This is a genomic window from Aeromicrobium sp. 50.2.37 (assembly GCF_024655735.1).
Lineage (GTDB): Bacteria > Actinomycetota > Actinomycetes > Propionibacteriales > Nocardioidaceae > Aeromicrobium.
On sequence record NZ_JANLGG010000001.1, the window covers coordinates 286933 to 300013 of the forward strand.

General features: G+C 71.0%; 9 protein-coding genes. 6 read left to right on the top strand and 3 right to left on the bottom strand.

The features are described from left to right. Nucleotides 1–13: 13 nt before the first annotated feature. Together metH and NUV38_RS01285 are read right to left on the bottom strand one after the other, a co-directional pair. Complete coding sequence (gene metH / locus NUV38_RS01280) at nucleotides 14–3661, bottom strand: methionine synthase (protein WP_374625719.1); 3648 nt, start codon at nucleotides 3659–3661, stop codon at nucleotides 14–16. A gap of 272 nt (nucleotides 3662–3933) precedes the next feature. Further along, nucleotides 3934–5238: an MFS transporter gene (locus tag NUV38_RS01285; protein WP_257727394.1), complete on the bottom strand. Its 1305-nt coding sequence runs from the start codon at nucleotides 5236–5238 to the stop codon at nucleotides 3934–3936. Between the two features lie 53 nt (nucleotides 5239–5291). Here NUV38_RS01285 and NUV38_RS01290 point away from each other — a divergent pair, with 53 nt between their 5' ends. The 5 genes from NUV38_RS01290 to NUV38_RS01310 all read left to right on the top strand — a co-directional run bounded on the left by NUV38_RS01290 (nucleotide 5292) and on the right by NUV38_RS01310 (nucleotide 10190). Beyond that, entirely contained in the window at nucleotides 5292–5939 is a 648-nt protein-coding gene (locus tag NUV38_RS01290) for an HAD family phosphatase (protein WP_257727395.1), read from the top strand. 28 nt (nucleotides 5940–5967) lie between these two features. Next, a complete protein-coding gene (locus tag NUV38_RS01295; RefSeq protein ID WP_257727396.1) occupies nucleotides 5968–6921 on the top strand; it encodes a site-2 protease family protein in 954 nt (317 codons plus the stop codon). Then, complete coding sequence (locus NUV38_RS01300) at nucleotides 6918–7805, top strand: tRNA (adenine-N1)-methyltransferase (RefSeq protein WP_257727397.1); 888 nt, start codon at nucleotides 6918–6920, stop codon at nucleotides 7803–7805. Before NUV38_RS01295 ends, NUV38_RS01300 begins: the two co-directional genes overlap by 4 nt. Before the next feature lie 160 nt (nucleotides 7806–7965). Beyond that, complete coding sequence (gene arc, locus NUV38_RS01305) at nucleotides 7966–9678, top strand: proteasome ATPase (RefSeq protein WP_257727398.1); 1713 nt, start codon at nucleotides 7966–7968, stop codon at nucleotides 9676–9678. Between the two features lie 89 nt (nucleotides 9679–9767). After that, the gene (locus tag NUV38_RS01310) at nucleotides 9768–10190 is read left to right on the top strand and encodes a GNAT family N-acetyltransferase (RefSeq protein ID WP_257727399.1); all 423 of its coding nucleotides are present in this window, start codon (nucleotides 9768–9770) and stop codon (nucleotides 10188–10190) included. On the opposite strand, the gene NUV38_RS01315 is transcribed toward NUV38_RS01310, so the two are convergent. Continuing rightward, the gene (locus NUV38_RS01315; RefSeq protein ID WP_257727400.1) at nucleotides 10180–11355 is read right to left on the bottom strand and encodes a glycosyltransferase family 1 protein; all 1176 of its coding nucleotides are present in this window, start codon (nucleotides 11353–11355) and stop codon (nucleotides 10180–10182) included. The genes NUV38_RS01310 and NUV38_RS01315 overlap by 11 nt on opposite strands. A 152-nt stretch (nucleotides 11356–11507) precedes the next feature. Here NUV38_RS01315 and dop point away from each other — a divergent pair, with 152 nt between their 5' ends. Beyond that, nucleotides 11508–13010: a depupylase/deamidase Dop gene (gene dop / locus NUV38_RS01320; protein ID WP_308219632.1), complete on the top strand. Its 1503-nt coding sequence runs from the start codon at nucleotides 11508–11510 to the stop codon at nucleotides 13008–13010. Nucleotides 13011–13081 lie beyond the last annotated feature (71 nt).

The window sequence follows — 13081 nt, forward strand, 5'->3', positions numbered from 1 at the left end:
ACGGCGACGCGCCCTACTCGCTGTCGGGGCGGTAGCCGAGGTTCGGCGAGAGCCAGCGCTCGGCCTCCTCGACGGTCCAGCCCTTGCGCTCGGCGTAGTCGGCCACCTGGTCGCGACCCAGTCGCCCGACGACGAAGTACTGCGACTGCGGGTGCGCGAAGTACCAGCCGCTCACCGAGGCGCCCGGCCACATGGCCATGCTCTCGGTGAGCTCGATCCCGGTGTGCTTCTCGACCTCGAGCAGCTCCCACAGGGTGCTCTTCTCGGTGTGCTCGGGGCAGGCCGGGTAGCCGGGCGCCGGGCGGATGCCGACGTACTTCTCGGCGATGAGGGCGTCGCTGTCGAGCGACTCCTGCGGCTGGTAGCCCCAGATCTCGCGACGCACCCGCTCGTGCAGACGCTCGGCGAACGCCTCGGCCAGTCGGTCGGCGAGCGCCTCGAGCAGAATGGCGCTGTAGTCGTCGAGCGCCTCCTTGAACTCGGTGATCTTGTCGCCGATGCCGTGCCCGGCCGTGACCGCGAAGGCACCGACGTGGTCGGGGAGACCGGTCTCCACGGGCGCCACGAAGTCCGCCAGGCTCTTGTGCGAGACGCCGGCCCGGTGCTCGGTCTGCTGACGCAGGTGGTGCAGGGTCGCGGCGACCTCCTCACGCTGCTCGTCGGTGTAGACGACGGTGTCGTCACCCGCTCCGTTCGCCGGGAAGATCCCGACCACCCCACGCGCGGTGATCCAGCGCTCCTCGATGATCCGGTCGAGCATCTCCTGGGCGTCCGCGTACAGCTTTGAGGCCACCTCGCCCGTGGCCGGGTTGTGCAGGATGTCGGGGAAGCGTCCCTTCATCTCCCAGGCGTTGAAGAACGGCTGCCAGTCGATGTACTCGCGCAGCTCCGCGAGCGGGTAGTCGTCGAGCACGTGCGGGACGCCCACCTCCCACTGCGGCTCGGCGGGGGAGTACTCCGACCAGTCGACGACCGTGCGGGCGGCGCGGGCGTCGGCGATCGACAGGAGCTTGCGGGTGTCCTGACGGGCGGCGTGGCGCTCGCGCAGGCCGTCGTAGTCGTCCTTGAGGGCCTCGAGGAACGGCGGGCGCTGCTCGTCCGACAGCAGCGACGCGACCACGGGCACCGAGCGGGACGCGTCCTTCACCCACACCACCGGGCCGTGGTAGCGCTCGTCGACCTTGACGGCTGTGTGCGCGCGCGACGTCGTGGCACCCCCGATCAGCAGCGGCACGTCGAAGCCCTGTCGCTCCATCTCGCCGGCCACGGTGACCATCTCGTCGAGGGACGGCGTGATGAGGCCGGACAGGCCGATCGCGTCGGCGTCGTGCTCGCGCGCGGCGTCGAGGATCTTCTGGACGGGCACCATGACGCCGAGGTCGATCACGTCGTAGTTGTTGCACTGCAGGACCACGCCGACGATGTTCTTGCCGATGTCGTGGACGTCGCCCTTGACGGTGGCCATGATGACGGTGCCGTTGCTGCGACCCTGGTCCGCGGCATCCTTGGTCGCCTCGATGTACGGGATCAGGTAGGCGACGGCCTTCTTCATGACCCGGGCCGACTTGACCACCTGGGGCAGGAACATCTTCCCGGCGCCGAAGAGGTCGCCGACGACGTTCATGCCGGACATCAGCGGCCCCTCGATGACCTCGATGGGCTTGCCGCCGCGCTCCTCGATGAGCGCGCGCAGCTCCTCGGTGTCGGCCTCGACGTGCGCGTCGATGCCCTTGACGAGGGCGTGGGTGATCCGCTCGCCGATGGGCAGGGAGCGCCACTCCTCGCTGGCGACCTCGGCCTTCTCGCCGGTGCCGGCGAAGTCCTGCGCGATCTCGAGCAGGCGCTCGGTGGCGTCGTCGCGCCGGTTGAGGATCACGTCCTCGATCCGGTCGCGGAGCTTCTCGTCCACCTGGTCGTAGACCACCAGGGCTCCGGCGTTGACGATGCCCATGTCCATGCCGGCCTGGATGGCGTGGAACAGGAACACGGCGTGGATGGCCTCGCGCACCGGGTTGTTGCCACGGAACGAGAACGACACGTTGGACACGCCACCGGAGACGAGGGCTCCGGGCAGGTTCTGCTTGATCCAGCGCGTGCCCTCGATGAAGTCGATGCCGTACTCGGCGTGCTCCTCGATGCCCGTGGCGACCGCGAAGACGTTCGGGTCGAAGATGATGTCCTCGGCCGGGAAGCCGACCTCGTCGACGAGGATCCGGTACGCCCGCTCGCAGATCTGCTTGCGGCGCTCGAGGTTGTCGGCCTGGCCGTCCTCGTCGAAGGCCATGACCACCACGGCCGCGCCGTACTTGCGGCACAGACGCGCGTGCTCGCGGAACGGCTCCTCGCCCTCCTTGAGGGAGATCGAGTTCACGATCGACTTGCCCTGCAGGACCCGCAGACCGGCCTCGATGACCTCCCACTTGGAGGAGTCGACCATGACCGGGACGCGGCAGATGTCGGGCTCGGCAGCCACCAGCTTGAGGAAGCGGTCCATGGCCGCGACCCCGTCGATCATGCCCTCGTCCATGTTGACGTCGATGACCTGCGCGCCGTTCTCCACCTGCTGGAGGGCGACCGCCAGGGCCGTGTCGTAGTCACCGTCACGGATCAGGTTGCGGAAGCGTGCCGACCCCGTGATGTTGGTGCGCTCGCCGACGTTGACGAACAGCGACTCCGGAGTCACGACGAGCGGCTCGAGCCCGGAGAGCCGCAGCGCGGGATCGACCGTCGTGGGCACCCGCGGGGGCAGGCCCTCGACCGTCGCCGCGATGTGCGCGATGTGGTCGGGCGTCGTGCCACAGCACCCGCCCACGAGGTTGTAGAGGCCGGCCTCGGCGAACTCGCGCAGCACGGCGGCCGTCTGGTCCGGCGTCTCGTCGTACTCGCCGAAGGCGTTGGGCAGGCCGGCGTTCGGGTAGCAGGACACGAAGCAGTCGGCCAGGCGCGAGAGCTCGGCCACGTAGGGGCGCATCTCCTCCGCGCCGAGGGCACAGTTGAGCCCGACCAGGAGCGGCTTCGCGTGCCGGACGGAGTACCAGAAGGCCTCCGTCGTCTGCCCGGACAACGTGCGTCCCGAGGCGTCGGTGATCGTGCCGGAGATGACGATGGGCCACCGACGGTCGTACTCCTCGAACACCGTCTCGACGGCGAAGATCGCGGCCCGGGCGTTCAGGGTGTCGAAGATGGTCTCGATGAAGACGAGGTCGCTGCCGCCGTCGAGCAGGGCGCGCGTCGCCTCGGCGTAGGCGTCGACCAGCTCGGCGTAGGAGACGTTGCGGGCGCCGGGGTCGTTGACGTCGGGCGAGATGGACGCGGTCCGTGTGGTCGGTCCGAGGGCGCCCGCGACGTAGCGGGGCCGGCCCGTGGCCTCGGCGACGGCGTCGGCCTCACGACGCGCGAGCGCGGCGGCCTCGTAGTTGAGCTCGTAGGCGAGCTCGACCATGTCGTAGTCGCGCAGCGAGATCGCGTTGGCGTTGAACGTGTTGGTCTCGATGATGTCCGCGCCGGCCTCGAGGTACTCCCGGTGGATGCCGGCGACGATGTCGGGCTGGGTGAGCGTCAGGAGATCGTTGTTGCCGACCACGTCGCTCGGCCAGTCCTTGAAGCGCTCCCCGCGGTACCCGGCCTCGTCGGGACGGTCGCGCTGGATCGCGGTGCCCATGGCACCGTCGAGCACCAGGATCCGCTCGCTCAGTCGAGCGGTCAGGTCCGCGGTGGCGTCGGGGCGCCACACCTGGGGTCGGGTCACACGCTGCTCCACGGTCGGCTCTGTCCTCCACGATCGACACTGCGAGACGCCCGCGCCGCGTGCTGAGGCACGGACTCGGACTCGTCGGGGTTGATGTGGGAATCCCCAGCCGGCGGCGGGCTCGCGTGGACCTTCGCGGAGATTCGCTCCCATCCTCCCACGAGAACGCAACGGACCGCGTCAGGTCACGGCCCGAGGGGGTGTTCCAGCTCGTCGGCGGGCATGCGGGCGCCGACGATCGCCACCACCGCCACCACGATCGGGACGAATGCCGCGACGAGGAAGACCTCGCGCAGCCCGATCCACTCGGCGGCAGGTCCCGCCACGGCCATGGAGACCGGGACGAGGAGCAGCGACACGAAGAAGTCCAGGCTCGAGGCCCTTCCGAGCAGGTCCGCCGGCACCCGGCGCTGGAGCAGGGTTCCCCAGATGACCATGGGCGCGGAGAGGAAGACCCCGACGACGAACATCGCGACGGCGATGGCGGGCACCGACGTGGTGAGGCCGACGACGAGGAGCGGCAGGCAGGCCACCCCCCACATGACGTTCATCACGGTCAGGTAGCGCCGTGGCAGGCGCAGCATGCTCATGCCGAGCGAGGCCACGGCGCTGCCGACGCCGTACGCGGCGAGGATCCAGGCGTGGTCCGTGGCATCGCCTCCTGCGCCCTCCACGACGAAGGGGATGAGCACCTCCATGGGACCGACCACGACGAGGAGCATGAGGCAGGCGAACAACAGTGTCGCCAGGAACCACGGCGTGGTCACCATGTAGTGCACCCCGCCGCGCAGGTCCGCGAGCGCGGCCCGGACGGGCTGGTCGCCCAACGCGGCGGGATCGCGCCGCAGGGCCACGGGTCTCAGCAGCAGGAGCGTGAGCAGGCAGCCGAGCTGGCAGAGCGCCACGAGGACCAGGGCCCAGGCGGGCGACGCCGACGCGACCACGAGGCTCGCGATGGCGGGCCCGCCCGCGTGCTGGAGCGTGGGTCGCAGGAACCCCTCCACGCCGTTGGCCGCCAGGAGGTCCTCGGGCTCCACGATCGCCGGCAGGAGGGCGCTGTAGGCGGGGAAGTAGAAGCCGACGGCCATGCCGAGCACCACGCCGCCGACCGCCAGGTGCCACAGCTCGAGGGCGCCGGCCAGCGCGAGGGCCGCGATGAGGGCGAGCACGACCATCCGCACCGTGGCCGTCGTCATGAGGATCCGGCGCTGCGGCACCCGGTCGGCAGCGACACCGCCGACGAGCACCGTGAGGACCATGCCCAGGGAGTACCCGGTGACGGCGAAGGAGAGAGCCGCCGGACCGCCCCCGAGCTCGATCACCTGCCACACCACGGCGATGATCCACACGCCCTCGCCCAGGAGCTCGAAGGCAGCGGCCCCGATCAGAGGGCGGTACTGGCGGTGCCGGAACGGCCGCAGCGGACCGCGGGCCCAGCCCGTCGTGGTGACGGCCGGGGCCCCTGTGGGCGCTGGGAAGAGGTCTGGCATGACGGTCACAACCTACGTTCGGCCGCCGACACTCGATCTCCTAGGCTCGAGCGGTGACCTCACCAGCCGCCGTCCTGTGGGACCTCGACGGCACCATCGTCGACACCGAGCCGCTCTGGATGGCCGCCGAGACCGCCCTCGCGGCCAGGCACGGTGCCCCCTGGACCGAGGAGGACGGCCTCTCCCTCGTCGGGAGCGACCTGCTCGAGGCCGCACACCGGATCGAGGCCCGCATCGGCTCGGGGCTCCAGCCCCAGCAGATCGTCGACCACCTCGTGGGCGAGCTCGGCGAGGCGATGCGGCGCGACCAGCCGTGGCGCCCAGGTGCCCCCGAGCTCGTGCGTGCCCTCGCCGAGGCCGGCGTGCCCCAGGCCCTCGTGACGATGTCGTACCGCTCGATCGCCGCACCGGTCGTCGAGGCGTTGCCGTTCGATGCCGTCGTGACCGGCGACGAGGTCACCCGTGGCAAGCCCCATCCCGAGCCCTACCTGGCGGCCGCCCGGATCCTGGGGGTGGACCCGTCCGAGTGCCTGGCCATCGAGGACTCCGCCACCGGAGCCGCGTCGGCGGACGCCGCAGGCTGCGTCGTCCTCGTGGTGCCGCACATGGTGACGGTGCCGGACGGTCCGCGTCGCCTCGTGCGGCCCAGCCTGGCCGGCCTCGACGTCTCGACGCTGAGCGAGCTCTGGGCCACCGCGTGACGGCGGGACCGCCCGCTAGGTTGGCGTCGTGAGCGTCCCGTCCAGTCCTCGTCCAGCGGGTACCGTCCGGTTCGGCCGGCTGGCCGGCGCGGACCTGCTCGCCCGCCCGTCACTGCTGGTCATGGGCGTGGTGCTCGTCGTGCTGTTCGCCCCACGCTTCGCCGTCGAGGCCAGCACCAACGCCTACGTCGTGGCTGCGTCGTTCGTCCTGGCGCTCTACGTCTCGGTCCTCGTGCACGAGCTGGCCCACCTCGCCGTCGCCCGGTCGTTCGGCATGCGGGTCCCGACGGTCACGCTGCACCTCCTCGGCGGCGAGACCGCCATCGAGGGGGAGAGCCGCACGCCGTGGCAGGAGCTGGTCACGTCGATCGTCGGTCCCCTCGCGTCGCTCGCGATCGGTCTGCTCGCCCACGGGATCGCCGACGGCTCCACCGGCGTCGCCCGCGACCTGTGGTGGTCGATCGGCTGGGTCAACCTGCTGGTCGCGGCCTTCAACATGCTCCCGGGTCTTCCGCTCGACGGTGGTCGGGTCCTGCGCGCGATCATCTGGCAGGTCACCGGGTCCGAACGTCGGGGCGTCGTGGTGACCGCGTGGATCGGACGTCTGGCAGCAATCGCCCTGGGCGTCCTCGTGGTCGTGCGCGCCGTCCAGGGCGCCACCTGGGGCGCCCGCTGGTGGATCGACGTGCTCCTCGTCGGCTTCGTCGCGTTCTTCCTCTGGACGGGAGCCACGGCCGCGCTGCGCGGCGCCGACCGCGGGGCACGCATGAACGCGCTGCGCGCCGACGAGCTCGGCCGCCCCCTGGGCGACGACGTGTCGCCGGAGTGGCCGCGCCTCAGCGTGCGGGCCCGAGGCACCACGCTGCTGCGGGCGATGACCGCCCACCCCGCCGACGTGTACCTGCTCGTCGACGACGACGACCGCCCGGTGGGGATCCTGCTGGCGTCGGACGTCGACACCGCCTACCGAAGGGAATCATGACCACCTGGATGCGCAGTGGACCGTTCGTCGAGGGGGAGTGGGTGCGACTCTCCGACGCGAAGGGGCGCAAGCACAACATCCGGCTCGAGGTCGGGCGCGAGTTCTCGACCAAGAAGGGCCAGCTCCGCCACGACGACATCATCGGCGAGCCCGAGGGGATCGTCGTCACGTCGTCGCTCGACGGGCAGTACCAGGTGTTCCGTCCGTTGCTGTCGGAGTACGTGGTCTCGATGCCGCGCGGCGCCGCGATCATCTACCCCAAGGACGCCGCCCACATCGTCACGATGGCCGACATCTTCCCGGGAGCGCGGGTCGTGGAGGCCGGCGCCGGCTCCGGCAGCCTGACGGCCTACCTCCTCAGGGCGATCGGACCGGACGGGCACCTGGGCTCGTACGAGATCCGTGAGGAGTTCGCCGAGACGGCACGCCAGAACGTCGAGCAGATCGGGGGCCCGGACCTTCCGCAGTGGACGCTCACCGTAGGCGACGTGCGCGAGGTCATGGCCGAGCCGGAGGTCGACCGGCTCGTGCTCGACATGGTCGACCCGTGGTCGTGCGTCCCGCTCGCGGCCGAGCGTCTGGTCCCCGGTGGTCTCGTGTGCGCCTACGTGGCCACCACCACGCAGCTGTCGCGCTTCGTGGAGACCCTGCGTGCCGACGGCGGCTTCACCGAGCCGACGGCCTGGGAGACGATGCAGCGCGGCTGGCACCTCGAGGGGCTCGCCGTGCGCCCCGACCACCGCATGGTCGGGCACACCGCCTTCCTGGTCACCGCACGGCGCATGGCGCCCGGCCACCCGGCCCTGGAGAAGACCCGTCGCCCCGCACCGGGGGCCTACGGACCCGACTACGACGGACCCCGACCGGCCGGCATGTCCGACTGAGCACGTCGGGCACCACCGGCCCGACGAGACCGGCCCGACGAAACCGGCTCGACGAAACCGGCCCGACGAAACCGGATCGTCATCCGCCGCGCGCTCGGTCGACCCTTGGTGCAACCTGATCTCGGCTAGGGTCGAACTCGACGAGCAGGAGGTGGCGATCGTGAACGAGAACCCCGGTGGATCGGACCACGAGCTGGCGTACCTGCGCGCGGAGGTCGAGCACCTCCGGCGCCGGTTGGGCTCGGAAGGTTCCCTCGACTCCCGGCTGTCCGACCTCGAGGCCCGGCTGTCCTCGACCAACGCGCAGAACGAGCGGCTCACGTCCACGCTGCGCGAGGCGCGTGACCAGATCGTCACGCTCAAGGAGGAGGTCGACCGGCTCGCGCAGCCGCCGACCGGCTTCGGCACGTTCCTCCAGCTCAACGCCGACGAGACGGTCGACGTGTTCACCGGTGGCCGCAAGCTGCGCGTCACCGTCAGCCCGGCCGTGGACAAGGACGAGCTGCGCAAGGGCCAGGAGGTCATCCTCAACGAGGCCATGAACGTGGTCGCGGCGCTGGACTTCGAGACGACCGGCGAGGTCGTCATGCTCAAGGAGATCCTGGCCGACGGCGAGCGCGCCCTGGTCCTCGGCAACGCCGACGAGGAGAAGATCGTCCGGCTCGCCGACTCGCTGCTGGGGATGAAGCTGCGCGCGGGTGACTCCTTGCTGCTCGACGGCCGCGCCGGCTACGTGTACGAGCGGATCCCCAAGAGCGAGGTCGAGGAGCTCGTCCTCGAGGAGGTCCCCGACATCGACTACGAGTCGATCGGTGGCCTGCGCAGCCAGATCGAGTCGATCCGCGACGCCGTCGAGCTCCCGTACCTGCACCCCGAGGTCTTCGTCGAGCACGAGCTCAAGCCGCCGAAGGGCGTCCTCCTGTACGGGCCTCCCGGCTGCGGCAAGACCATGATCGCCAAGGCCGTCGCGGCGAGCCTGGCCAAGAAGGTCTCCGAGCGCACCGGCGAGGAGGGCCGCTCCTTCTTCCTCAACATCAAGGGACCGGAGCTGCTCAACAAGTACGTCGGCGAGACCGAGCGGCACATCCGGCTCGTCTTCCAGCGGGCCCGCGAGAAGGCCAGCGAGGGCACGCCGGTCATCGTCTTCTTCGACGAGATGGACTCGTTGTTCCGCACCCGCGGCTCGGGGGTGTCCTCCGACGTCGAGAACACGATCGTCCCGCAGCTGCTGAGCGAGATCGACGGTGTCGAGGGCCTGGAGAACGTGCTCGTCATCGGCGCCTCCAACCGCGAGGACATGATCGACCCGGCCATCCTGCGCCCGGGACGCCTCGACGTGAAGATCAAGATCGAGCGTCCGGACGCCGAGTCCGCCCGCGACATCTTCAGCAAGTACCTGACGCCCACGCTGCCGCTGCACCCCGACGACCTCGCCGAGTGGGGCGGCGACCGGACGGCCACGACGCAGGGCATGATCCAGCGCACCGTCGAGGCCATGTACACCGAGTCCGAGGACAACCAGTTCCTCGAGGTCACGTACGCCAACGGCGACAAGGAGGTCCTGTACTTCAAGGACTTCAACTCCGGGGCGATGATCCAGAACATCGTGGACCGCGCCAAGAAGATGGCGATCAAGGACCTGCTCGAGACCGGCCAGAAGGGCTTGCGCGTCCAGCACATGCTGCAGGCCTGCCTCGACGAGTTCAAGGAGAACGAGGACCTCCCGAACACCACGAACCCCGACGACTGGGCCCGCATCTCCGGCAAGAAGGGCGAGCGCATCGTCTTCATCCGCACCCTGATCACGGGCAAGGGTGGCAACGAGCCGGGCCGTTCGATCGACACGGTCGCGAACACGGGGCAGTACCTCTGAGCGCAGGACCCGGGGAGCGCAGCGCGGCCGGTCCCTCGGACCGGCCGCTGCTGCGTCGTGCCCGGTACGCCGATCCCGACGTCGTCGCGATGACCACCGAGGTCCAGGCCGAGTACGGCCGGCTGTACGGCGGCAGCGGCGACATCTCGCCGATCGAGGACCAGCACTTCGTGCCCCCGCGCGGGCTCTTCCTGGTGCTGGAGCTCGAGGGTGAGGCGGCGGCGATGGGCGGCTGGCGTCGCGGCGGACCGCAGGGGGAGTTCGACGCGGAGATCAAGCGCATGTTCGTGCGCGACGCCTACCGCCGGCGAGGCCTGGCGCGCGTCGTGCTGGCCGAGCTGGAGCGCACCGCCGCCGAGGCGGGGCTGCGTCGGCTGGTGCTGGAGACCGGTACGCAGCAGCCCGAGGCGATCGCCCTCTACCGGTCGGCCGGGTACCTCGACGAGCCCGCGTTCGGCTTCTACGCGGCCTACGACGACAGCGTCCACCTGGCGAAGGTGCTCAGCTCCTGACCATGCGTCGGGTCGTCCAGTGCAGACGCCCGATGTCGTGAGGTCCGGTGCCGCGGTGCTGCTCGATGGCAGCGGCGTAGTGGCCGACGAGCTCGGAGCACACCGCCTGCCAGCTCCGGCCCTCCACGGAGCGGCGGGCCGCCCGTCCGAACGCCGCGCGCTTGGCGTCGTCACCGGTCAGGTCACGCACCCGCGCGGCGAGACCACCGAGGTCGCCCGGCTCGTAGAGCCAGCCGGTGCGGCTGTGGTCGACGAGGTCGACCGGGCCGCCGACGCCGGCGGCGACGACCGGGACGCCGGAGGCGAGGCCCTCCTGGACCACCTGGCAGAAGGTCTCGGTCTCGCTCGTAATGACCAGCACGTCCAGCCCGGCCACGGCTGCGGCCAGGTCCGTGCCGTGGAGCATGCCGGTGAAGTGGGCACCGGGCAGCACCCGCTCGAGGCGGGCGCGCTCCGGCCCGTCGCCCACCACCACGATCCGGGTGCCGGGCAGGTCCTGCAGGATCGCCAGGTCCTGGACCTGCTTCTCGGGCGCGAGACGGCCCACGTACCCCACGAGACGCTCGCCCCCGGGCGCGAGCTCGCGCCGCCACGCCTCGTCACGACGTGCCGGGCAGAAGCGCTCGGTGTCGACCCCGCGCCGCCACAGGCGCAGCCGCTCCACCCCGCGCTCCTCGAGCGTCCGGATGGTGGCCGTCGACGGGGCCAGCGTGAGGTCGGCCCGACCGTGCAGGTCGCGGACCCGCTTCCACAGCAGGTTCTCCACGCCCCGCACGCCGTACCGACCCGCGTAGGTCGGGACGTCGGTCTGGTAGACGGCGACCACGGGCAGGTCCAGCGCCGAGGCGGCCAGGGCCGCTCGCCAGCCCAGGGCGAACGGCGACGCGAGGTGCACCACGTCGGGACGGAAGTCCCGCAGGATGGCGGTGATCGGGGAGACGCGTCCGGTGGCGACCCGCACGTCGGCGTACCCGGGGAACGACCAGGCCGGCACGGTCACCACACGGGCTCCGCCCACGGTCGCGGGGACGTCCGGTCCGGCGTCGGGTGCGACGACCAGGACCTCGTCCCCGCGGGCCGCGAGGTGGTCCAGGACGCGGAGCACCGAGTGCACGACGCCGTTGGTCTGGGGGAGGAAGGACTCTGCGACGATCACGATCCTCATGCCGTGAGCCTCGCGGGTGCCGACGACGTCACGGTCACCGCGAGGTGGCCGACGGTTGAAGGGTGGGCGACGAGCGGGCGCCCGGCCCGGCCGACGTCCGCCCCGGGCGCCGGACGTCGGGGGAGTGGGGCGGGGACGCCTAGGCTGGGGCCATGACGGTGAGACGCGTGCAAGGCAGCGAGGTCGAGTACGGCATCGCGGTCCAGGGGCAGCCGAACGCGAACCCGATGGTGGCGTCGACCCACGTCGTGAACAGCTACGCCGCGGCCCACGGGCTCACCCGGCGCGCCCGCTGGGACTTCGAGGAGGAGAGCCCGCTGCGCGACGCACGCGGGTTCGACCTGAGCCGTGAGGTCGCCGACCCGACGCAGCTCACCGACGAGGACCTGGGCCTGGCCAACATCATCCTGACCAACGGCGCCCGCCTGTACGTCGACCACGCGCACCCCGAGTACTCCTCGCCGGAGGTCACGTCGCCCCGCGACGTCGTGGTCTGGGAGAAGGCCGGCGAGCTCGTGATGCGGCGCGGCGCGGAGCTCGCCGCGCAGGTGCCCGGCGCGGGCTCGATCGTGCTCTACAAGAACAACATCGACAACAAGGGTGCCTCCTACGGCTCCCACGAGAACTACCTCGTGGACCGCGCGGTCCCGTTCGACGCGATCGTCGCGCAGCTGACGCCGTTCTTCGTGTCGCGGCCCGTCGTCTGCGGCGCCGGTCGGGTCGGGCAGCGCCAGGACGGCAGCGTGCACGCCTACCAGCTCTCGCAGCGCGCCGACTACATGGAGGTCGGCGTGGGGCTGGAGACCACGCTCAAGCGACCGATCGTGAACACGCGCGACGAGCCGCACGCCGATCCGAAGAAGTACCGACGTCTGCACGTGATCATCGGCGACGCGAACCTGGCCGAGACGTCGATCTACCTCAAGCACGGCACCACCTCGATCGTCCTGGCCATGCTCGAGGCGGGGTTCCTGACCCCGGCTCCCGCCCTGGCGCAGCCGGTCAAGGCCCTGCACGACATCTCGCACGACACGACCCTCACCACGCTCGTCGAGCTGCAGGACGGCACCACGGCCACCGCCCTCGACCTGCAGTGGCACTACCTCGAGCAGGCACGGGCCTTCGTGGCCCGCGAGGGGTCCGACGAGCAGACCGACGACGTCCTGCAGCGCTGGGAGAGCGTGCTCACCCGTCTCGCCCGCGACCCGATGGAGTGCGTCCGCGAGCTCGACTGGGTGGCCAAGCTGTCGCTTTTGGAGTCCTACCGCGAGCGCGACGGTCTCGACTGGGACCACGCGAAGCTCCACCTCGTCGACCTGCAGTACCACGACGTGCGCGCCGAGCGCGGCATCTACCACCGGCTCGTGCACTCCGGACGGATCGACCGGATCGTCAGCGACGCCGAGGTGGTCCGCGCCGTCGAGGAGCCGCCGCACGACACCCGGGCGTTCTTCCGCGGGCGCTGCTTGAGCACCTTCGCGTCCGAGGTCGCCGCAGCCTCGTGGGACTCGGTGATCCTGGACCTGCCGGGCTACGAGTCCCTCCAGCGGATCCCGACCATGGAGCCCCTCCGCGGCACGGCCGACCACGTCGGTGGGCTCTTCGAGTCCAGCGCCGACGCCACGGCGCTGTTCCGGGCGATCACCGGCCGCTGAGTCCCGCATCCGGCCGCCCGAACCGGCCCGAGCTCGAGCGGCGTGTGGGTCCCAGGGGGATAGGCTGACGG

Coding starts and splice junctions, on each gene's coding strand:
- metH (WP_374625719.1), bottom strand. CDS start 3,661: ATGGGCACCGCGATCCAGCGCGACCGTCCCGACGAGGCCGGGTACCGC.
- NUV38_RS01285 (WP_257727394.1), bottom strand. CDS start 5,238: ATGCCAGACCTCTTCCCAGCGCCCACAGGGGCCCCGGCCGTCACCACG.
- NUV38_RS01300 (WP_257727397.1), top strand. CDS start 6,918: ATGACCACCTGGATGCGCAGTGGACCGTTCGTCGAGGGGGAGTGGGTG.
- NUV38_RS01310 (WP_257727399.1), top strand. CDS start 9,768: ATGACCACCGAGGTCCAGGCCGAGTACGGCCGGCTGTACGGCGGCAGC.
- NUV38_RS01315 (WP_257727400.1), bottom strand. CDS start 11,355: ATGAGGATCGTGATCGTCGCAGAGTCCTTCCTCCCCCAGACCAACGGC.
- dop (WP_308219632.1), top strand. CDS start 11,508: ATGACGGTGAGACGCGTGCAAGGCAGCGAGGTCGAGTACGGCATCGCG.